Raw genomic sequence first — 19995 nt, 5'->3', positions numbered from 1 at the left:
ACTCCGAGGCCCTCCATCACACCGACCGGTGGCAGCTGAGGGAGGCAGGTTTTTCAGCTGGCGGCCAGAGGCGCATTAATCGGGACTCGGGTCATTTCTGCCGACAGCATCCACAGCTTTCGCGCCATGTGTTCATCGAGGGCGACTTTGGCGACCGGAGCAACGACAGGGTTGCCTTTCAGATGGAAAAGACCCCCCGGCCCCACGAGAGTGCCACTGGGCAGATCCGAGACCGCTGCTGCAATCAAGGACCGTGCCCCGCCCGCGGCATCCTGAGCGATCACCGGGCCCAGAACCTTGTCGATAACCCGGAAAGCGACACTGCCCACATGCGAGGTCAGGCTCGTACGGGCGTAACCAGGGTGGGCAGAAAGCGAACGAACGCGGGATCCCGTCCCGGTCAGTCGGCGACCAAGTTCGCGCGCGAACATCAAGTCAGCGAGCTTCGATTGCGAGTACGCCTTGCCGGAATTGAAGCGCCGCCGGTCGTAGTTAGGGTCGTCGAGGTCGATCGAACCCGATCGGTAGTAATCCGACGTGACCGTCACCACGCGATCCCTGATCAGCGGCAACAGCCGCATCGTTAGGGCGAAGTGGCCCAGGTAGTTCACACCGAACTGAGTCTCGAACCCGTCCTCGGTCCGACCCAACGGCGGCATCATGATCCCGGCGTTATTGATCAGGACATCGATGGGTTCCGTTCGCGAATCGGCGAACTGCTTGATGAAGGACAAGCTGCCCAGCTCAAGGGTTGCAACGTCTACCCGACCCGGCGTTTTCGCAGCCGCAGCCTGTCCTCGCTGGAGGTCACGGACGGCCAAAGTGACATGGGCACCTCCTCGAGACAAGGTCGCTGCAACGACTTCACCGAGGCCCGAACTCCCCCCGGTGACAACGACCCGTTTGCCTGCAAGACGCGACGCGTCCTCGCTCAGCTCCATGAATGTCAATGAATCTCCTCCATTAGGGACCGCGCAACCTTGCCGACCCGACGATTTAACGCTACGCTACCGTCGCGTAGCTCATTGAAGGAGACAATCATGAATTTGCGATCTGTCCGTATCGTCACGACTGACGTACCCACCTCGGCCGGCGTCTTCGCTCGGCTCCTCGGTCGAGAAGCAAGCGGGTACCCGGAGTACATGGAAGTTCCGACCGACGGCGCCGTATTGGCGTTTTGCACGCCGGCCGGGTTGGCCGCGGCGACGACGGCGCTAGCCGGAAGCGCGCCGGGTACTCAAATCCTCGAGTTCGAAGTCGACGACCTCGATGAAGTCCGAAAAGAGCTCGATGATTCCGTACAGATGATCCAGACGCCAACAGTCCAGCCCTGGGGCAACCGTTCCATGATCCTCCGGACGGCGGACGGCACCCTCGTAAACTTCTACACACCCGTCCCCGACGCCGACCGGGCATGGCCATCCCAAAACTGACCGCGAAAGGAACTTCGGTGGCGAACAAAGAACGAGTCGACACTCGCGTCGAACGGACGCGAACAACGGTCCTTGCGCACACCTACGACCTCCTCGTCCAGGACGGCTTTTCAGGAGTGAGCATCGACGAGATAGCTCGCCGGTCCGGCGTGGCAAAGACGACCATCTACCGTCACTGGCCAACCCGCACACGACTGCTCCTCGACGCCTGCTCGAAGTTGGGCGTCAACCTCGAAATCCCCACTCAGGGCACCTTCGAAACCGACCTCCGACAAGTCCTCACAGACGTCGCGCAGCGGCTGGAGAACGCCGGCTGGGCGAAAGTGCTGCCCTCGATCATGGACGCCAGCGAACGAGATCCCGACGTGGCGAAGGTGCAAACCCTGCTCCAGACCATTTGGGCCGCGCCGGTGGTGCGGATCGTCGAGGACGCCGTCGCCCGTGGAGAGATCCGCCCCGGAACGGATGCCGACGTCGTCGCTGCAGAAGCCCTGGGACCGCTCTACTACCGCCGCTGGTTCTCACGCCAACACATCGACCCAGCACTCCTTGATCGCATCGTCACAAACCTCTGCCGATCGCTGACCGATGCTCGGTGAGCGTAACTCAACCCATCTCCTTAGACGGATCCGGCTCTAAAGGCGGATGTCGCGAGTCGAGAAAAGACCTGGCACAGGGTACAACCACACGTTTCCGCACGTAGCCTCGGATACCAAGGTGTGCACAAAACACCGGATATTTGTGCACCCAATCGCGAGCATTGACAAACACGCCCGGAATGACACGGCCGCGCCGCGTCCGGTAGACCCGTCCGAAATAGGTTCCGGTGAACGGGGGCGGCTTCAAGGGGTCGTAGCATTCCATCACGCGCTCGTGTTGTGGGCGGCGAGCTGCGCCGACCGCGCTCTGCCGATCTTCGGGGAGCAGCGACCAGGTGATGACCGGCCGCGCGTAGCGATCGCCGAAGGGATGACGTTCCGTCCCGAACGTCATCCCTTCGCCGGACGCTCGCGACCGACTCGGCTCGGCAGATTAGGAAGGCGCCATGGTGCATGGTACTGCATTCTCTTGTCCGGCGCAGCGCGTCCAGCGCCACGCATCCGAATACCGAAGGAATCATGTTCAAGAATCTCTCGGACCGCACGAGTTCGATCCTCTACGTAGTCCTCGTCGCCTCAGTCGCCGCGTCCACTGCCTCGTTCGCCGGCGGGCTCGTCCTCGCCATCTCGCCGCTGCTCGTGACCGCCCTGATGATGTTCGTGGTCACTCGGGACGGATACCGCGCGGAAGGTTGGCGCCGACTGGGAATCACCCGCCTCGGTCTCCGCTGGTGGCCGGTAGCGCTTGCCGCGACCGCGGGCGTCTCGGTCACGGCAGCGGGTATGACCGTCGTGCTCGGCTTCTCGCAGATCGCGGCACCCACCGCGGCCGCCTTGCAGGACCTCCTCTCGCTCTGCATCACCGGCACGGTCCTCGCTTTTGCTGAGGAGGTCGGATGGCGAGGGTACCTACAACCGCGCGTGGTGCCGTGGCTGGGTGAGAAATTTGCCTATCTCGGTATCGGTGTGGTGTGGGTCATTTGGCACCTCATGTACATCCTATTCACGCCCTTCTACCACGCTGACGGAGACCGATGGATCGTGCTCACGCTGTTCTCCGCCACCGTCATCGCGTTCTCCTTCCTGTTCGGCCAGCTTCGGACTCTGTCCGGCAGCGTCTGGCCGGTAGTGCTCGCTCACGTCGCACACAACGTCGCGTTCGCGTGGATCGGCTCTGCTATCGTGCTGACCAACCAGACAGTGCTCGTCAACGAGTACCTAGCGGGTGACACCGGGCTCTTCGTCCTCCTCGGCACCATCGCGACGGTGATGGCTATCGCAGCCCCAACGCGAGGAGCCCGCCCAGTAGCGCGGAATGACGAAGGAAAGGGCGCCCGAAAGGCGGCATCCCTCCACCGGTCGCATCGCGGATGACGAAGTCCCCATGCGTAACCGGCGGCGACAGGCCAGGTAGTTGCAGAGCGTTCTACCCACGCCTCGCGCTCGGCGGTACCGTGCAGCAGTAACACTGCGGTTGGCGACTTCGTGCGGCGGGCGGCCCAAGAACTGCGATCTCTCATGTTGCATCAGACGGAAATACCGCTCGTTTGCCGTGCTGGGCGATCTTGTCGGGCCGAAAGCCTGACCAGTGGTCGTGCTCATCGACCACCACCACCGGGGCCTGGCTGTAGCCGAGTTCCTGCGTGACGTACTCGGGGTCAGCTCACGAAACGGAATGAATAACACGGTAAGAGTTGAATCCGCTCTTCCCTAGTTGGGTGAACGTCATTGTTGGCGGGCTGGAACCCAGCGGTAGAGCGTGGGGACCGAGACGCCGAGGTCCTTGGCGATGTCGGCGTGGAGATTGCCCTTCAGCGCCCACTGAGTATTGCCGGTGAGCGCCAGCGGTTCAGCTCGCGCTCACCGACCTGGATCACGCCGCGTTGTCCGCGGTGTGTTCACGCATATTGGTGTCGCCGGTCTCGATCCATATCGTGTTGTGGATGATCCGGTCCATGAGGGCGTTCGCGTGGACTCCCGAGCCCAGCCGCTGGTGCCAGCCTTTCTGCGAGCACTGGGTGCAGAACACTGTCGGGGGAATCCGGCTCTATCTGATCTGCACTCCCGACGGAATGCCCGAAATCTGGGGCCTGGCTAACCCGAAAATCGGTGAACACGAACCCGCCGAAACAATGCTCCGCCATGACCGACACCTGCTCCACCTCGACCAAGTCATCATCGGCGACAAAGGCTTCGCCGGCCGCGAATTCGAGACGTTCATCACCGACAACCTCGGCGCGCACCTGATCCCTCACGACCGCAAAGACGAGAAGAAACGCTTCGGGAAGCTCGGCATCATCCGCCAATCGGTCAAGTCCGTGTTCGACACCCTAGTGGGCTAACTCACCCTCGAAGACCAGGGCGGCCGCCCCGTCCCCGGGCTCTACTCCCGCGTTGCTGGCCGCTTACTCGCCCTCGCCGCAGGTATCTGACACAACTGGCTAATCGGAACAGCCAACAAGCGATCCCTCATCGCCTAGGACCATTAGGACTCATTCAGCTAGGCGCCACCGCGCGCTCCAGGAACACGAAAAAACGCCCTTGTCGAGTGGAGCATGTAGCTCCGCCCGACCTGGGCGTCTGTTCTATGCCAGTAAGCGCCTAGAACCGCGCACCGGGGCTATAAAAGTCGTAGCCGACAGCGCGGTCGAGGTTCGACCAGCTGTTCGTGCCCATGACTCCGTCGATTGGTCCGGTGTACCTGCCTCCGTGGCTACCGTCAGCCGCCCAACGCTGCAGCGCCTTGTAGGTGTTGGAGCCCGGTGCCCCGTCAATAGGTCCGGTGTAGCCGTAGTACTTGGCCAGGAAACGCTGCACCCCCTGCCAGCTTGCGGTACCCATGGCCCCGTCGACGGGTCCAGTGTAGCCGTTGCGTGCAGCGGGGCCCTCCTGGAGTCGACACTGCAGGTACCCGGAGAAGCTCGTGCTACCGCCGTTTGAGGACTGGCAATATGCCGAAACAGGGTTCATCTTGATGAGTCCGGCAGCCGGTTGGACCGCACTGATAGTCGTGGATACCGGCGAGGTCGCCGCGACCGGAGTGAGCGTCGCCGCCGACGCGGGTACTGCTGTTGAAACGGCAAGCACGCCGACCGTGAGGACTCCCCAAGCAGCTGCACTGAACCGCGACATATTTGATTTTTGCAAAACCATTCCCCCAATGTCGAAGACATGCTCGGAATGAGCATCCTCTATTTGTCACATATTTCTCCACCCTCAAAGGGCTCGGCAAGACCCTCTAGTGGGGCTTGCAGCGAGCTGGCCAATCTGGCAGGATTTCGAATCGACCGGAGGGCGAGCCAAGCCATGCTGTCCGGAGCGGTGTGACATTCCCGAGGGGACAAGGCGGTCACAGAGTCCCGTTACTTTCTTCATAGCCCTTGGGCGTGTAGTCCTGTGAGGGTGTTGNCCCCCCCCCCCCCCGTTGTCCATGATCCGGGGGGGGTGTTGTCACCGGGACTGACTGGCATTGAGTATTCGCTGATAGGGGCTGGACCGGGACGTGTTCCAGGCCATTCGCAACGTGGCTGCCGCGGTTCAGTCCGACGAAACGATACCTGAACGGAGCATCATGATCGAGAACTACGACAGCGTTGACGTCTTCATCGGCGTGGATGTTGGCCAGGGAGAACACCATTCGGTCGCCCTCGACCGGGCGGGCAAGCAACTCTTCGACAAGGCCTTGCCCAACGATGAGTTGAAGCTGCGGGACCTGATCGGGCGGCTGAAACGACACGGCCAGGTACTGTTCGTCGTGGATCAACCCGCGACAATCGGGGCCACTGCCGATCGCCGTCGCCCAGGCTGAGAACGTGCTGGTCGGCTACCTGCCGGGCCTGGCCATGCGGCGCACCGCTGACTTGCACGCGAGTGAGGTCAAGACCGACGCCCGCGACGCCGCGATCAGCGCCCAAGCAGCCCGAAGCCTCCCGTACGCGCTCCGGTCGCTGCAACTCGCCGACGAACAGGTCGCCGAGCTCTCCATGCTCTGCGGCTTCGACGACGACGTCGTCGGTCAGACCACTGCCACGAGCAACCGGATCCTTGTTTCTCTCTGCATTCGCCGCGCTCCGCAACCCGCTCTCACGCGCCTGCTACGACCGCAAGATCGCCCAAGGCATACGCCACAACCAAGCCCTCATCGCCCGCGCCCGGCGACGCTGCGCCGTCCTCTACGTCATGCTCCGCGACGGCACCCTCTACCAAACCGACCATCCACTCGCCGCTTGACAAAAACATAGGGGCACCCCACCCAATGGGGCCTCGTTGAGGCCGAAGCGGGGGGGGGGGGGCGCATGCAGCGGGGATCTCCCCGTTGGCGATGGCGCCACCACGTTTCCAGAAAGACGAAAAGACGCCGGGTCTAGAGGGACCATATAGTCCCAACTAACCCGGGCGTCACTTCTGTGATTGAAAGCGCCTATTACCGCCGGACGCCCGGGTAATAGAAGTCGTACTCGGTAGCGCGGTCAAGGCCGGTCCAGCTCTTAGTGCCCATGACCCCGTCGATCGGCACGGTGTAGGTTCCCCTGTGGCCATCGTCTGCGGCCCACCGCTGCAACGCCTTGTAGGTGTGGGTTCCCGGCGCTCCGGCAATGGGGCCCTTGTACCCGTATGACTTGGCCAAAAAACGCTGCACCCCCTGCCAGCTGTTCACACCCATGACCTCATCGACACGGCCGGTATATCCTTGCGTGCAGCTGGACCCTCCTGAAGTCGGCATTGGAGGGACCCGGTGAAGCTCGTGCTGCCGACGTTATTGGACTGGCAATACCCCGAAACAATGTTTGCCCTGAACAGCCCGGCCGCCTGTTGGACAGACTTCGCCGTTGCGAACAAGGGGGGCCGTCACGGCCACCTGAACAGGTACCGCGGCCGATGGGGTGAGCGTTGCCGCCGAGACCGGGACTGCCGTTGAAATGAAGAGCGCGCCGACGGCGAGGAACCCCCGATGATGATGATGGCGAGTCGCGACATATTCACTTTTTCCAAAGCTATTTCCCCAATTTCGAAGAATGCTAGGGCGAAGCATCCTCTATGCGTCACCTTTTTCTCCACGCGCTATCACTCGGCAAGACCCTTTAGTGGGGCTGGTGACGAGTGAGCCGGTCGGACAAAGTTACGAGTCGACCGGAGGGCTGCGATTCGCAGACGGCAGGACGGCCGAGCCGTCGTCGTTTCGCAAGAAGGTCACGCCGCTCAACCGCTGATTCGCACCGAGAGCCGCATGGACGGACTCGGGTCTCAGATCTGACGGGATGCGCCCCGTGGTTCTCGCCAGTGAACATCTCCTTTGGCGGCAGTGGCGACAAGCCTCTCTGCGCTGGTGAAGCGATGTTCTACGGGATCGCCAGGGCCCCGCTGCTACCGCGCTTCTAAGCCCTGGACAGTGCGGTGTGCGCTCAATAGTCAGGGCCCCGGATCCAGTTAGTGTCACCCGGTGAAAGCCTGGGCGCAGGATTCGTCCTGAGCAGTTTGTCCGGCCAACCCGTCCAAGGGTTGGGCGCTTGTCTCCGGAGCAGGTGCGGCGGTTTCGTTGGGTGTCTCCGGCGCGGGCTCATCCGTTGCTGGGGGCAGAGGCTCAACCGTGGGTGTTCCTGCCGTGGCCTCGGGGAGAGCGAAGGGCTCATCGGCTGCGAGTTTGGCGAACAGCTCATCAGCCACATCCTGTATCGGTACCACTTTGTTCGGGAAGTCGGGATCGTCGGTCGTGCCGGGGTATTGCACGAACAGGAGTCGATCCAGGTTGATGTCTTTGAGTGCCAGGGCCATGGAGACCATGGTGTCGATGTCGGCCAGGTTGGTCGAGAGCCGGATATTGGTCGCGGCAGCGTTGGCCAGGTTGATCAGAGTGGGGATGTTGGTGAGCGTGCCGTTGCTCTTGACGGTGCGCATGAGTGAGGCCATGTACATCTGTTGCGAGGAGATTCTCGCCAGGTCGCTGCGGTCGCCGACGCCTTCGCGGCTGCGCAGGAATGCCAGAGCGTTCTCCCCGGCGACGATGCTCGGCCCTTCAGGCAGGTTGAGGCCCGCGTCAGGATCGTTGATAGGCGCGCTCAGACAGATGGGTACGCCACCCACGGCGTCGCTCATCTCCACAACACCGCTGAAGGTAATGACGCCGGCGTAGGGGATGTCTAGTCCTGTCAGCTCGGACACCGTCTGGACCACGCAGGGTAATCCGCCGCGAGACATGGCCTCATTGATGGGGCGCGCCGACATGGCGTCAAAAGTCTCTTCGGTTTCGGCGTCTGTGCACTCGGGGTGCGCCACGATGAGGTCACGAGGGATGCTCACCACGACCGCGTTCGTGTGGTCTGCAGACACGTGCACGAGAATGTTCACATCGTTCAGAGTCGCGTCTCGTTCACCATACGCGGCACCTTGGGCGGCATCGTTGTCGACGCCGACCATGAGGATGTTGAACCCATCTCGGTAGCTTCCGAGCTGGGGCGCTGGAGCATTGGTCTGTCCGACGCCGATGTCGATGGCATTGTCATCGACCTTCTGACTGAAGCTCGACACGGCAATGGCGGCCACCGAGGCCGTGCTGACGAGAGCCACAGTCAGCCCCACCGCAACCAGCTTGAGGACGTTCACGTAGGGATTGGATCGCTTCAGACGTCCATGACGTGCGATTCCCACTACCCGTGTGCTTCGCCTGCTGCTATCCGCCACGACGACCCTCCCCAATGCGACTGATTGCTGATTAAACAGTTCTCCACCGTGGTTGATCTGTCTCGGCAGTACTGTCGAGCGTAGCGCCTGGTCCGCCAACGGAAATGCGCTCGACACCCAGCATGGTTCAGCAGTGCGCGCAGCCTCTTCATGGGTCGCTGATCGTGCTGGTGAATTACTTCGTCGCTCGACGGCTACGTCTCCCGATCCGTAATGGTTCTTCGTGCCCAAGACTCATTGCTGAAAACAGATCCGGCAAGGGGGCGCCCCCATGTTTTTGTCAAGCGGCGAGTGGATGGTCGGTTTGGTAGAGGGTGCCGTCGCGGAGCATGGCGTAGAGGACGTCGGGGCGTCGCCGGGCGAGGGCGATGAGGGCTTGGTTGTGAGACTGTAAGGCGTTCGGAACCATGACGAAAGAAAGAGTCGCCGGTTAACCGACGACGTTTTCTTCACGACCCTGCAACTTGAACGACGCAATCGAGGAGGGGCGGCGGCGATTGACCGTGATATCCACCATCTACCATCTCGCTATGTCGAGGCGCTCTCGCTGGATAATGCCTACTGGCGGCGGTAGAGAGTCGCTCGACTCCAGCCCACAAGGCGTGCCGCATCCTCAGCGGTGCGCCCCTTTGCACGGGCGTCGTTTGCGATCGCGAGTTTTTCAGCGATGACGGCAGGGTTCTGGATTTTTCTGACAAGCCGCGGGAACAATCAGCGTTGATGTCTCTTCGGAGACAATTGTCAGTTCAGGAGACCATTGGCTCCCCCGTCTGTATAGAGCGCGGAGCCGGGCGCTCAAATTGTAGACGAGGTGATGGTGTCCGCATCAGGCCGTATACTTCCTCAGCGATCAGCGTGACGCTACGCAGATTCTTAACCATCACCGCGCAGCGGAGGTAAGCGATGTCATCGACGTGGCGCAGGCAGGTGAGAATTCCGACGGCGAGCTGTGCGGAGTGAACTGTCGTTTGGCCGCTTAGGCTGTCGAGAACGAATTTTGCGGCCATATCAGCGGTGTACTCAGCGTTTGAGCGTCCGTCGAGAGCGTACTGAATGCTCTTCAAGAACTGGCCGTACGCAAATTTGGCCGGCTCCCGATTGTTCTTCTTCAGCACTGTCGTCGGATGGTGGGTCGTCACCGGTGGTGACCAGCGGAAGCTACGGTTTTGCTGCACGGCTGCTGATATAGGTGCGTCGAGCTTCGGGAAAGATTTCAGTAACCAGTTGAGGACATCGGTCGCACCCGCCCACCCCGCAGGTGAAAGGGACTTTCCCGAAGAAGGGAATTGGCGTCCACGAGTCGAGAGCGCATCCAAAACGCGTTGGATCCGCGTTTCGTCGCGGTCTAGTTCGACCTCCACCATGTCGATGGTAGCTGAGTCGAGCACCGCAACACGGAGGTGGGGGAATTTGGCCCGTTCGGCCGCGCGGAGCGGTCGCTGAGCTTTCTTGTAGTTGCGGATCAAGTTGGCACTCACTCCATTGGCCACTTCGTCTATCATCTTCGTGCTTGTTGTGGTGTGGCCGGCCATGAATGAACTGCGAAGGCTCGCCCGCTATTGCGAGCCGGCGAACGGCTGAATGCGGTTGGTTCGCGAACTCCGGATCCCGAGTTGCTCAAGCCGTAGCGGTTCGGTTTCGATTGTTTCGAATTTGTGCTTTCCGAGGCCCTTGCAACGCCGCATGCGAGTAACTGATGCCGGTATCGGATGCTCCCCAGCATCAAGAAGGGAACAGCTTCATGACCACCACGACCAGCATCACCACCACCTTGAGGCGGCGGCGAGGCTTGACAGCGGAAACGGCGAACGCTGCGATCAACCAGGCATGCCGGCGGCTTCGGCTGCCAACGATCCGAGCCGTTGTCGACGAGGCCACGACCGTCGCGCAGAAGGAGCAGCTCAGCTATCAGGGGTTCTTGGCAGAGCTGCTGCTGGCGGAGTGCGACGACCGCGACCGGCGGTCTTGGGTCCGCCGGGTGAAGGCGGCAGGGTTTCCCCGGGACAAGTGGCTCGGGGACTTCGACTTCGATGCCAACCCGAACATCAACCCCGCGACCATCAACACGTTGGCCACCGGCGACTGGGTCCGTCGAGGTCAGCCGCTGTGTTTGATCGGCGATTCCGGCACCGGGAAGTCCCACCTGCTCATCGCTCTGGGCACCGCGGCGGCGGAGAAAGGGTTCCGGGTCAAATGCACGCTCGCCACCAGGCTGGTGAACGAACTCGTCGAGGCGGCCGACGAGAAGAACCTCGCCCGGACCATCGCCCGCTACGGGCGAGTCGATCTGCTGATGACCGACGAACTCGGCTACATGGAATCGGACCGCCGAGGCGCCGAGCTGCTGTCCCAGGTCCTCACCGAACGGGAGGAGAACAACTCGATCGCGATCGCCTCAAACGAGTCGTTCTCCCGCTGGACGAAGACCTTCACCGACCCGAGGCTCTGCGCGGCAATTGTCGACCGGTTAATGTTCAACGGCACCATCATCGAGACCGGGACCGACTCCTACCGTCTCGCCCACACCCAAAGGCAACAGCACTCGAGCGCCTGAACCAGTGACGGTTAAGAGGAAGAAGTCAGAACGGCCAGACGAAGAACCGCTTGCAGGCCGGCAGGGGTCCCGGGCCAGTGCTGCTCGATCGCAGCGCTTCCAGCCCGGCGGGTCGCGAAGCGAAGAGCAATCGCGACGACGAGCGCGTCGTCGGCATAGCCAAGGACCGGGATGAAGTCGGGAATGAGATCGATCAGGGACAGCAGATACACCAGTAAGACGGCGAGCCAGATCCGCACACCCACGGGCACGGTCCGATCGCTCGTGAGACGTTTCAACAATCGCGCCACGTCCGGCGCCAGACGCAACAGGTCCAGCAACGATGCCCGGGCAGGATGCTTCCGCTGCTCGAACCAGAGCAACAGCACGAGGATTAACCAAATGAGCACGAGCCCGAGGACGATGCTGAGGAGAATCTGCCACCACTCGGACATGACTACTGCGCGGCCGGACGGAGAATGTGAATCACTTCTCGGAGTGCGTAATAGGCGATAATGAATCCCGCCACCGGGTCCACCCCCGCCGAAGAAGCGCCGGGCCCGAAAAGAGAGCCGCGCCGCGATCATTGAGAGACGTCATAAACCAATTGTCGCAGTGAACTCCGACCAATCGTTGACCCAAGCAGCCACGGTGGGTCTCGTTTAGATTGCCCGTGAAACCCCGTCATACCGAAGCGGGTCCGACCTAGATTGCCCTCGTGGGTCCCATTTGGGTTGACATGACCACGTCCTCGTAGCTCAATCAATCTATTATTCCATCCCCTATCTCTAGGGATACAAGGCGCCTCAAGGCTATGCCCTGCACTTCCTCGAAACCGTCGGGACCTCGCGGCACGGACATCTTTAAGCAGAGCGACGAAGATGCGTTGGCGCCCACCGGGGCAGCTGATCTCGTCTATATCAGCTATACCTTGGGCTTCGAGTCCTGGCTCTCTTGCTGTGCCCTAACCCCGACGCGTGTCCAGCCGAGCAGCAGCTTTCCGGGCGCGTCTTGAAAGCAACCTCTGGCCTGGCTGATGAAGACGCGCCTCAATAGCCGATCCCCTGTCGCGCATTCCCCCGTAGGGCGACACTCGTCGTCCTCAACAACAGTCACTGATAAACGAAAAACAGCCCTTCGTTGCCGAAGGGCCGTTCGTTTCGTATGTCCGCGAGGGAGGCCTAAGCCAACATGTCTCACGACTCGTTGCGGCCAGTATACGCTCAAACTATGGAGGCAGCTGTGATTTCCCAGATAAGAGCTGCTATCTCGATTCCCCGAATCAGTACTAATGACGCAGCTATCCCGGGGAACCCCGCTAACGCCCTTGAGCTCTACACCTGGAATGCGCAGGTTTCGGCCGCTTTCATGCTCCCCCCTCCACTTTGTTGAGGTGCTAACCCGAAACGCAGCGGCGGAAGGAATCGAGACCGTATACGGAGCGCGCTGGCCTTGGTCGCAGGGCTTCGAACAAAGTCTTCAAAGCCCTCCGCCAAGGTCGCGCAGTTACAATCCTCGCCGCGATCTCAGGAACACTCGCACTGGGAAACCGACCGCTGGCAAGGTCATCCCCGAGGTCAAGTTTGTCTTCTGGCAAAAGATGTTCACCGCTCGCTACGATCAGCGGCTCTGGGACCAACAGATCCTAAGCCTGTTCCCCAATGCGTCAGGCTCGTCACCATCAGGCGTCCGTCAGAAGATCTACGACCACCTCGAACTCATCCGGAACTTTCGTAACCGAGTCGCTCACCACGAGCCGATCTTCTCTCGAAATCTCAACGATGACTTCAGCGCGATCACTGAACTCGTCTCAATGCGTTCGCCTGCGGCCGGCACCTGGTTGAGTGACCGAGAATTAGTGACAGAACTCCAATTTGAGCGTCCCACCGCCGGCATCCAGCCCGCGGCGCATAGCCCAACCGGCGCAGAGCGGTCCACCAGATGAAGACGCGCCCAACCTGTTTAGAGTCGACCTCAGCGGGATAGGACGGACATCCCTGCAGCAGTCCGATGAGGGATCGGCCGGCTGGCACTCCCCCGACTATCGATACGCCCGGATCCTCGGGACAGGACAATGTCCGATAGACCCGCCCTAAAAAAATGCGGTGGACGGGTTCTACGTGAACTGCTGGCACAAGCCGTAACACAAACCATGCAGCGATTCAGTCACCCGCTATCGGCTAAGGCCGCCGCGTTCGCGCTGCAGGCCGGCAGCCTTGATGTTGGTGCGGGACTTGGGCTGCTTGCCTGGCTTGGTCGCCACGGCTGCGCTGGCGTGGGTGCCGTTCTCTCGATCGGCAACCAGGCGAACCTTCTCCAGCTGAGGGTCGACACCCGACTTCTCCATGTCGGCTGCGAAGGATTCGCGGCGCCCGGCGCTGTCGTAGGCGTTCGCGGCGTTGTCGCGAGTGACGTCTGCCTTGCCGGTCAGTTCCTTCCGTGACAGCCCCTCCGTGGGCTCGTCGTGGGTGTTCTCGGCGCGCTTCTGGTCGCGGTCGCGTTCTTCGGCTTTGCGGTCCAGCTGGTCGGCTACCGTGAGCAGCGATGCCGCTTCGGCGTAGTCCTTGCCGCTCTCGCCTCGGCTCTCCGCGGCAGCGCTGCGGTCCTGCTGAGCCCGGGCTAGTGCCTCTCGCACTGCGAGGGGATCGGCGTCCAGGTTGTTGACGTCGATGCCGTACTGGCCACGCAGTTCCTCGCTCATGCGATCGGACGTACGCGCAATGTCGGGATCCACGGTGCGCCAAGCGTTGGCCGTCTCGTAAGCCGTGGCAATGTCGTCGACCCCGGCGGTGTTCCACCACTCTTGCTGCTGCACGGGAGCCAGGCTGGCTCGTGCTGCGTTCCGCTCCGCATCGAACCGTGCCTGTAGCTCCTTGGTCTGCTGCTCGGTGCGCGCCTGGGCGTTCCTGGCTAGCTCCTCACGGAGCCGGGCGAAACGCTCGGCCATCTGCGTGGCCACGGTCAGAGCGACCCGCATCTGCCCGTCGAACGCGTCGCCGATGCCGTCTGCTTCTTCGGCCATGGTGATGCCCCCTCGTTATCTCTCGTGACCGTCGCGCTCGTTCGGCGTGACGGTGGTCTGTGGCTTGTGGGACTCGATTCGCGTCGGCACGGGCGAGCCCGTTCCGGGGACGACCTGGCCGCGCTGTGCAGCCTGGACGATCTTCGCTAGCTCCGGGTCAAGTCCTTCGGCCGGCGTCGGCATGGCGTTGTTGGTCTGTCCAGTTTCGGCGCGCACGATAGCCGGCAGACGGTCACGCACCTGCGAGTACTGCTCCCGCAACGTGCGGTCGAGCTGCGATGCGCGCTGGGCATCACCGATAGCTGTGTGCATGTCCATGACCGCTTTGACGGTCGATGCGAGCTGGCGCAGCATGATCGCCTCGGCCATCGTTCCCTGGCCCTGGGTCGATGCCTGCAGCAGCATCATCGTGGCCCCGGCGACCGACACCCGGCCGGCGGGCTTCGGCTTGGATTCGTGGGCGCGGATCTGCGCTGTACGGGACAGGTCCCGTGCGGTTTGGGCCAGCGGTCCGGGCGTCGCCTCGACGCGCTGTGACCACGCCGCGAATGCCCCGGCGGTGTCGCGGGCCAGGTGCGCCCAGCCGGCGCGGTCCTCGAACGGAATCTCTCGCATCTGCACGCGGAGCTGTTTGATTTCGTCGGTGTACTGCTTCCACAGTTTCGGATCTGGCGTCGTCTCTTCCCGGCCCGGAGCGACCGGGCGGTACTGCCACGGGTTCTTGCTCGTGGCCCTCCACTCGTCCACTGCGCCTTGGGCACTCTGGGGGCTGTCCGGCCATCCCTCGCGCATGCGCGGGAGGGTCAGGTCGCGGGCGAGTCGGCCACCGCCGTACCAAACGGGCTGCGCGCCCTTCTCCGGTCGTAATGCGACGGAGTAGCCGGCCACAACGTCGTCGCGTCCAGCGGCGAAGCGGGGCCGCACGAGTGCTCCACCGTGGCGCATGCGGCGCACAAACTCCCCCTCGTCGAGGGAGGCCACCGACGCTGAACGCACGATGCGTTCCAGCTTGTGGGCCTCGACCTCAGTGCCGGTGCGGTGCGCCCGGGCCTGCTCGGCGGGCTTGATCCCGCGCTCACCGATGCCGCGTTCCCGCGACTCCAATTGTTCCAGGCCGTAGTCGCGTTCCAGGTCACGGCAGATGCCCTGAGCTTGCTTGAAGTCGTTGTGTGTCGGTGCCTTGGTGCCGTCCTCGCGGACTAGCGAGACAGCGATGTGCACGTGATCGTTGCCGTTCGTCGAGAGGCCGTGACGCACAGCAACCCATCGGCAGTCGGCCTTGCCGCTGGCCTCGGTGAAGCCCATTCGATCCACGAAGTCTTGGGAGATGGCGCCCCACTTCTCGTCCGAGAGCTGCCCCTCTTCTGCGCGCAGCGACAGCGAGCAATGCCAGACGTCGGCGGCGACTCGCGTCGTGATCGACTCTCCGGTATCTGGATCAGTGATGCGCGCCTGGCGTGTGACCTCGACTCCGAGTTTCACCCGCGGTTCGTCCAAGTCCTTTGCAATGGCCAGGGCCGTATCGCGGTCGAGAACGCCGTACCCGTGCATGGTAACAACGGCTGAGTTTCCGGCGACGAGGTGCTGTTCCTCGTGCTCGTTCGACTTACCGGCGCCGGCCAGGTAGACCATGAGTCCACCCATTTGGCCGCCTCGGGTGATGTTGGGCATCATGAGTCGGCCAACGTATCTATCGCGGCTGAAAGGCGAGGGACCATCGCGCGGTATTCCGCAATGATCGACTCGGCCTCAACGGGAAACTGGCTCTCGGTGTTCGCGAACTTGGCGAGCTGGTTGGCGTTGTTCGCGACGCTGGCCAGCAGCTTACGAACGGCGAACAACTCGACGATTGCCAGCTTGCGGTCTGTCGAGGTCTGGACCTGAGAATCCATGGCCGACTCGAACAACAACCGCGGCACGGTGACATCTCGAAGAGCGGCACGGGTCTGCAGCTGAATGTCCTCCGCGTCGGAGACGTAAACGCTGTAGTGCTTCTTCCTGGGAGTGTCCGCATTCTTGCGGCGCTTCCGGCCAAACAGGCGACCCTCATTCGTGTCGCTCATGTTCCATCCACTCCCCTGGCCCAGCGCAGCGAACCCCCGAATTTCGGGGGGACCATACGACAAGTATGCCGAATCTGACGCCCCGCGTCCAGATTCAAAGCAAGTTACCACCGGTAACTCTATAGCTTGCTCCAAAAAGGGTTCACTTCATCGGCGCGAATTCGAGGGTGAGAGTGAACTAAAGCAAGTGCTCGCACTTGTCTGGCCGGGAACGCTATTCCCTCGGTACTGTCGACTGTATGAGCGATGCAAATGTGACTAACGACGAAGTGGCCGTGCGTGCACGCGCCTTGATTGAAGCCGACGTGTCGGCTCGTGTGAATGCGGTTGTGGCCATAGCTGAGGCGGCAAAGCAGAACGACGTTGCAGATGCGCGACTCAAGCAGGCAATCAAGGATGCTGAGGCGGCTCATAAAGAGTCCAGCAACGCACACGCCACCGCGTGGAAGGCGGCGCTAAATGCTGGCTGGACTGAGAAGGAACTGCGCGCAACGGGCGTTCGAGCGCCCGGGCGTTCGGCACCGAAGGCGCGTAAGCGCCGCGATGCGCCCACAGTGACGGACGCACCTAGCGAGTGACCATTTCGTAGCACGAAGCGACACAGTAGGCCCCGCCAGAGCGTGCAGCTCGGCGGGGCTTTGTCGTACCCTCCGGAGTTTTGCTTTAACCAAGAAGTGCTCTGCAGTGGAACGGGTTGCACTTCGCTCCCGCGGGAGTAAAGGGTGCTGCGCAGATTCCTACGGAATCCGACCTTCGGTCGCCCTTGACACCCCGATAAATCGAATAGTTCAGGCCATCTGTGATCTGACGTCGATGGACTTCCGGACTGAGAGGGGAACAACCGTGAACGACTCACTGACCGTTTACACACTGCCGGGGTGCATGCAATGCGACCTGACCACGCGAGTGCTTGACGACGCGGGGCTGCCGTACATCGTGGTCGACCTGGCCACGGATGCAGGCGCGCTCGACGCTGTGAAACAGCTCGGCTACTCGTCCGCACCGGTCGTCGTCGTCGGCGCCGCGAGCTGGTCGGGATTCCGCCCGGACAGAATCAAAACCGTGGCCATGGCACCCGCCACCGTGCCGGCCAGCTCGACCGATGAGCTGGGGTGCGACTCATGGGAGTAGCCAAGAGCCGGCCGCAGGTCGCGGAGCCGAAACCGCGGAGCGGCTGCGACTGAGCAGCCGGGATCTGGCGCGGCTCAGGCACCGCGGCGAGGGGCCGGCCTTCGTCGCTCTGTCGCGAAAGACCGTGCGCTATCTGCGGTCGAGCGTCGACGAATGGGAGGCTCGGCACACCGCCTGGGACGGCGACCGTCCCGCGTAGGTCACCGACCGACGTCGTGGTTCTGGTCCTGCTCGGGGCTCTCGGCGAGATGCCGGGGCCCGGCCGGCGCGGCGTGCTTGCCCGGCGCGCGAATCTCCGTCGCGCTCGTCGGGTAGCTGCGGGCGTTCAGGTCAACGATGCGCTGCAGCTCGGGATCCAGCGAGGCAGGGGCCGGCTCAACCACGGGCAGCGCCGACCGCGCGTGCAGCTCTTCGATCGACGCGGGCGGCGTCTCCCCCGCGTAGATCGCCCTCGCGCGCGCTTCCGCGAAATAGCCCTCAGCTGCACCTGGTCGCGCGGTGTCTTCGGTCGGCTCATCGAGTCGTCCGTCATCGATGTGAGTCGCCCCGTCGACCTCGGCGTAACTCCCGCCGTCTAGGTAGATATCAAGCTCCCGTTCAAACTTGCGTTCGCGCTCACTCTGGCGAAACTCGTCCGCGAGGATCCCGGCCGCGATGGCGTCAAACCCGTCTTCGTTGCTGGCTGCAGCGTCGGTCATTGTGTCTCCTTCGATTCGTGTTCGTCGGTGTCGTCAGCGAGAGCGCGGCGCACGCTCGATGCACCGACCTGCAGCGTTTGGGCGATGGTCGCCCAGGTCGCTTTCTCGGCGCGCATGCGCCGGGCGACCTCGACGCGTTCGGCGGTCATCACGCTTGGTCGACCACCGAGCCGGCCCCGGGCTCTCGCGGATGCGAGGCCGGCGCGGGTGCGGTCGGAGATGATGCGACCATTCATCTGCGCGAACGCGGCACAGATGTGGAAGAACAATTCACCGCCGGGGGTGGTGGTGTCGAACGGTTCCGTGAGCGATTTGAACTCCACGCCCCGCTCCCCCAGGTCAGCGACAATGGTCACGACGTCGGTCATCGACCGGCCTAGCCGGTCGGTGCTGTAGACCAGCAGAGTGTCACCACGGCGCAAGAACTTCATGCACTCGGCCAGTCCCGGCCGAGCCGCGTTCTTGCCGGTCAGCTTGTCCGAGTAGATGAACTCGGCACCCGCCGCGCGGAGCGCGTCGCTCTGCGAATTGAGACTCTGATCCTGCGTCGATACGCGGGTATATCCAACTACGCTCACGACCCGCTACCTTCCATAGCCTTTCCCAGTGCTGTGCCCCTGGCCCGGTGCCTGGTAGCCCCGTCCTTCGGCGGGACTGCCCTGAGTCGGTCGGCCAATCTCTGTCGCACTCGTCGGGAAATTCCGTTTGTTCACATCGATGATCCGCTGCAGCTCCGGGCTAAGCGGGAGCGTCTGAACAGGCGCGGGCTGCGCTCGATCCAACGTGATCTGGTCAAACACTGCCACCAGCTCCGCCGGGCGCACCCCGAGGTAGCCGGGCTCGGGGCGGGAACGCTCTGACTGCTCATTCCACACAGCCTTATCGACCAGGTGGAAGTCCAGTTCGAATGGCGATTGCTCGGCAACGTGCTCAAGAAACAGCTTGCCTGTGCGACCGTTGCCCTCTCGGCCGAAATGCGCCTGATTGATGTTCGCGTAGACGGTGGCGAGCGTTGACACGAAGTCCTCTCGCCCGATGGCGGGTAGATCCGCGGTGCGGATCGCCTCGGTGGCGTTTCGCCAGTAATGATCGATCTGGTTCGGCTGAGCAAATGGTTGACCACCACCTTTGTTCATTCCGAATGGCCTCACCTCGCCGGCCCAGTTTGGGTAGAGGTCTGAAAACAGTGCTTTGTGCAGCTGCCGGGCGTGCTCAAGGTCGAACGTCCGCTCGATGGGGATCGCACCCGATTGGATGGAATCACGAACCCGGTCCGCCACGACATATTCGACCTGCTGTAGCAACGCTCGGTCGCGGATCCCCATGACGTTCCGCATCACTACCCCTCCGCCTGGCTCCCCAACGGGGTACAGCGTCGAAGGAAAGTCTGGGAACGACGTATCGAAAGGCTCCGTGCCGGCCGTCATAGGGTGTCGGTAGAGATACCGAGTTCAGCGAAAGCGAGAACCTGGAACTGCTCTGGAGAAATCTTCTTCGTCGCCAGGAGAACAGCCAGCTCGACGTCGCGCCGAGATGCCTCACGGCCCTCGTGGGCATCGCTCCCGAAATTGCTCGCCACCCGCCGCGCGGTGGGCTCATCGACGCCCTCGAAGAGGTCCGGGTAAAGCGCTTGAACGTCATAGCCAGCGGTCATTGGAAGCCCTTTCGACAATTCTTCCCATTTTACATGATTTAGCCGAAAACGTCTAGAGTTAGCTTTCGGTAATTATGATTCCGGCAATGAGTTTTGGACAGGTGGGGCGATCGCCGTTTCCGCTAAATGCCGGCATTCTGTGATCGCTCCATGTGTGACTGTTGGCGCTTCGTGGCGGCGTTCT

General features: G+C 62.3%; 24 protein-coding genes and 3 pseudogenes. 11 read left to right on the top strand and 16 right to left on the bottom strand.

Translation table 11 applies throughout. The features are described from left to right. Positions 1-53: 53 nt before the first annotated feature. Positions 54-941, bottom strand: coding sequence for an SDR family NAD(P)-dependent oxidoreductase (locus E3O60_RS02835; RefSeq protein ID WP_088458272.1), 888 nt, complete (start codon positions 939-941; stop codon positions 54-56). A 99-nt stretch (positions 942-1040) separates the two neighbouring features. On the opposite strand from E3O60_RS02835, the gene E3O60_RS02830 reads away from it, so the two are divergent. From E3O60_RS02830 to E3O60_RS02820, 4 genes are read left to right on the top strand one after another with little or no spacing between them, the layout of a single operon-like run. After that, positions 1041-1433 carry a VOC family protein gene (locus tag E3O60_RS02830; protein WP_088458273.1) on the top strand — a complete coding sequence of 131 codons (393 nt, stop codon included), beginning with the start codon at positions 1041-1043 and terminating at the stop codon, positions 1431-1433. Next, positions 1415-2032, top strand: a complete 618-nt coding sequence (locus E3O60_RS02825) for a TetR/AcrR family transcriptional regulator (protein WP_088458274.1) — start codon at positions 1415-1417, stop codon at positions 2030-2032. Before E3O60_RS02830 ends, E3O60_RS02825 begins: the two co-directional genes overlap by 19 nt. 46 nt (positions 2033-2078) lie before the next feature. Further along, on the top strand, positions 2079-2597 hold the full coding sequence (locus E3O60_RS19075; RefSeq protein ID WP_370028325.1) for a putative immunity protein: 519 nt from the start codon (positions 2079-2081) through the stop codon (positions 2595-2597). Further along, the gene (locus E3O60_RS02820; RefSeq protein ID WP_103461432.1) at positions 2552-3406 is read left to right on the top strand and encodes a CPBP family intramembrane glutamic endopeptidase; all 855 of its coding nucleotides are present in this window, start codon (positions 2552-2554) and stop codon (positions 3404-3406) included. The genes E3O60_RS19075 and E3O60_RS02820 overlap by 46 nt, the downstream gene beginning before the upstream one ends. 499 nt (positions 3407-3905) lie before the next feature. On the opposite strand, the gene E3O60_RS18815 is transcribed toward E3O60_RS02820, so the two are convergent. Further along, positions 3906-4061 carry a hypothetical protein gene (locus tag E3O60_RS18815; protein ID WP_279628315.1) on the bottom strand — a complete coding sequence of 52 codons (156 nt, stop codon included), beginning with the start codon at positions 4059-4061 and terminating at the stop codon, positions 3906-3908. A 7-nt stretch (positions 4062-4068) separates the two neighbouring features. On the opposite strand from E3O60_RS18815, the pseudogene E3O60_RS02810 reads away from it, so the two are divergent. Then, a pseudogene (locus E3O60_RS02810) lies at positions 4069-4464 on the top strand (IS982 family transposase); the annotation flags it as partial. A 169-nt stretch (positions 4465-4633) separates the two neighbouring features. Here E3O60_RS02810 and E3O60_RS02805 read toward each other — a convergent pair. Continuing rightward, on the bottom strand, positions 4634-4873 hold the full coding sequence (locus E3O60_RS02805) for a hypothetical protein (RefSeq protein WP_088458276.1): 240 nt from the start codon (positions 4871-4873) through the stop codon (positions 4634-4636). A 730-nt stretch (positions 4874-5603) separates the two neighbouring features. On the opposite strand from E3O60_RS02805, the pseudogene E3O60_RS02800 reads away from it, so the two are divergent. Further along, positions 5604-6147: pseudogene (locus E3O60_RS02800) on the top strand (IS110 family transposase); the annotation flags it as partial. Continuing rightward, entirely contained in the window at positions 6077-6262 is a 186-nt protein-coding gene (locus E3O60_RS19070; RefSeq protein WP_370028327.1) for a hypothetical protein, read from the top strand. The pseudogene E3O60_RS02800 and the gene E3O60_RS19070, both read left to right, overlap by 71 nt. Positions 6263-6455: 193 nt before the next feature. Here the strand turns inward: E3O60_RS19070 and E3O60_RS02795 are convergent, their stop codons facing one another. The 5 genes and pseudogenes from E3O60_RS02795 to E3O60_RS02780 all read right to left on the bottom strand — a co-directional run bounded on the left by E3O60_RS02795 (position 6456) and on the right by E3O60_RS02780 (position 10242). Beyond that, positions 6456-6689 carry a hypothetical protein gene (locus tag E3O60_RS02795; protein WP_134480599.1) on the bottom strand — a complete coding sequence of 78 codons (234 nt, stop codon included), beginning with the start codon at positions 6687-6689 and terminating at the stop codon, positions 6456-6458. 776 nt (positions 6690-7465) lie between these two features. Further along, a complete protein-coding gene (locus E3O60_RS02790; protein WP_240632539.1) occupies positions 7466-8632 on the bottom strand; it encodes an LCP family protein in 1167 nt (388 codons plus the stop codon). Positions 8633-8990: 358 nt separating this feature from the next. Next, entirely contained in the window at positions 8991-9119 is a 129-nt protein-coding gene (locus E3O60_RS18970) for a hypothetical protein (protein ID WP_255416820.1), read from the bottom strand. 149 nt (positions 9120-9268) lie between these two features. Continuing rightward, a pseudogene (locus E3O60_RS18810) lies at positions 9269-9391 on the bottom strand (recombinase family protein); the annotation flags it as partial. A gap of 65 nt (positions 9392-9456) precedes the next feature. Beyond that, positions 9457-10242: a hypothetical protein gene (locus tag E3O60_RS02780; RefSeq protein WP_134480600.1), complete on the bottom strand. Its 786-nt coding sequence runs from the start codon at positions 10240-10242 to the stop codon at positions 9457-9459. 209 nt (positions 10243-10451) lie between these two features. Between E3O60_RS02780 and istB the strand changes: the two genes are divergently transcribed. After that, entirely contained in the window at positions 10452-11264 is an 813-nt protein-coding gene (gene istB / locus E3O60_RS02775; RefSeq protein ID WP_088458280.1) for an IS21-like element helper ATPase IstB, read from the top strand. An 11-nt stretch (positions 11265-11275) separates the two neighbouring features. On the opposite strand, the gene E3O60_RS02770 is transcribed toward istB, so the two are convergent. The 4 genes from E3O60_RS02770 to E3O60_RS02750 all read right to left on the bottom strand — a co-directional run bounded on the left by E3O60_RS02770 (position 11276) and on the right by E3O60_RS02750 (position 16328). Beyond that, complete coding sequence (locus E3O60_RS02770; protein ID WP_088458281.1) at positions 11276-11698, bottom strand: YkvA family protein; 423 nt, start codon at positions 11696-11698, stop codon at positions 11276-11278. A gap of 1718 nt (positions 11699-13416) precedes the next feature. After that, the gene (locus E3O60_RS02760; RefSeq protein WP_088458282.1) at positions 13417-14265 is read right to left on the bottom strand and encodes a hypothetical protein; all 849 of its coding nucleotides are present in this window, start codon (positions 14263-14265) and stop codon (positions 13417-13419) included. Between the two features lie 15 nt (positions 14266-14280). After that, complete coding sequence (locus tag E3O60_RS02755) at positions 14281-15939, bottom strand: relaxase (RefSeq protein ID WP_088458283.1); 1659 nt, start codon at positions 15937-15939, stop codon at positions 14281-14283. Next, entirely contained in the window at positions 15936-16328 is a 393-nt protein-coding gene (locus E3O60_RS02750) for a plasmid mobilization relaxosome protein MobC (RefSeq protein WP_088458284.1), read from the bottom strand. The genes E3O60_RS02755 and E3O60_RS02750 overlap by 4 nt, the downstream gene beginning before the upstream one ends. Before the next feature lie 239 nt (positions 16329-16567). On the opposite strand from E3O60_RS02750, the gene E3O60_RS02745 reads away from it, so the two are divergent. The 3 genes from E3O60_RS02745 (at position 16568) to E3O60_RS19065 (ending at position 17658) form a co-directional block, all read left to right on the top strand. Beyond that, the gene (locus E3O60_RS02745; protein ID WP_134480601.1) at positions 16568-16906 is read left to right on the top strand and encodes a hypothetical protein; all 339 of its coding nucleotides are present in this window, start codon (positions 16568-16570) and stop codon (positions 16904-16906) included. Between the two features lie 235 nt (positions 16907-17141). Continuing rightward, complete coding sequence (locus tag E3O60_RS02740) at positions 17142-17459, top strand: glutaredoxin family protein (RefSeq protein ID WP_088458285.1); 318 nt, start codon at positions 17142-17144, stop codon at positions 17457-17459. Beyond that, positions 17431-17658, top strand: a complete 228-nt coding sequence (locus tag E3O60_RS19065; protein WP_121678522.1) for an AlpA family transcriptional regulator — start codon at positions 17431-17433, stop codon at positions 17656-17658. Before E3O60_RS02740 ends, E3O60_RS19065 begins: the two co-directional genes overlap by 29 nt. A 1-nt stretch (position 17659) precedes the next feature. Here E3O60_RS19065 and E3O60_RS02730 read toward each other — a convergent pair whose 3' ends face one another. Genes E3O60_RS02730 through E3O60_RS02715 form a run of 4 tightly spaced genes read right to left on the bottom strand, consistent with a single transcriptional unit; the run spans position 17660 to position 19811 of the window. After that, positions 17660-18157, bottom strand: a complete 498-nt coding sequence (locus tag E3O60_RS02730; RefSeq protein ID WP_088458286.1) for a hypothetical protein — start codon at positions 18155-18157, stop codon at positions 17660-17662. Beyond that, positions 18154-18735 (bottom strand): recombinase family protein, encoded by a 582-nt coding sequence (locus E3O60_RS02725; RefSeq protein WP_088458287.1) that lies wholly within the window; start codon positions 18733-18735, stop codon positions 18154-18156. The genes E3O60_RS02730 and E3O60_RS02725 overlap by 4 nt, the downstream gene beginning before the upstream one ends. A gap of 6 nt (positions 18736-18741) precedes the next feature. Then, complete coding sequence (locus tag E3O60_RS02720; RefSeq protein WP_088458288.1) at positions 18742-19584, bottom strand: Fic family protein; 843 nt, start codon at positions 19582-19584, stop codon at positions 18742-18744. Next, on the bottom strand, positions 19581-19811 hold the full coding sequence (locus E3O60_RS02715) for a hypothetical protein (RefSeq protein ID WP_088458289.1): 231 nt from the start codon (positions 19809-19811) through the stop codon (positions 19581-19583). The genes E3O60_RS02720 and E3O60_RS02715 overlap by 4 nt, the downstream gene beginning before the upstream one ends. Positions 19812-19995 lie beyond the last annotated feature (184 nt).

Source organism: Cryobacterium sp. TMB1-7, assembly GCF_004402435.1.
In the GTDB taxonomy this organism is placed as follows: domain Bacteria; phylum Actinomycetota; class Actinomycetes; order Actinomycetales; family Microbacteriaceae; genus Cryobacterium; species Cryobacterium zongtaii.
This window is presented reverse-complemented; position numbering and strand designations above follow the sequence as displayed.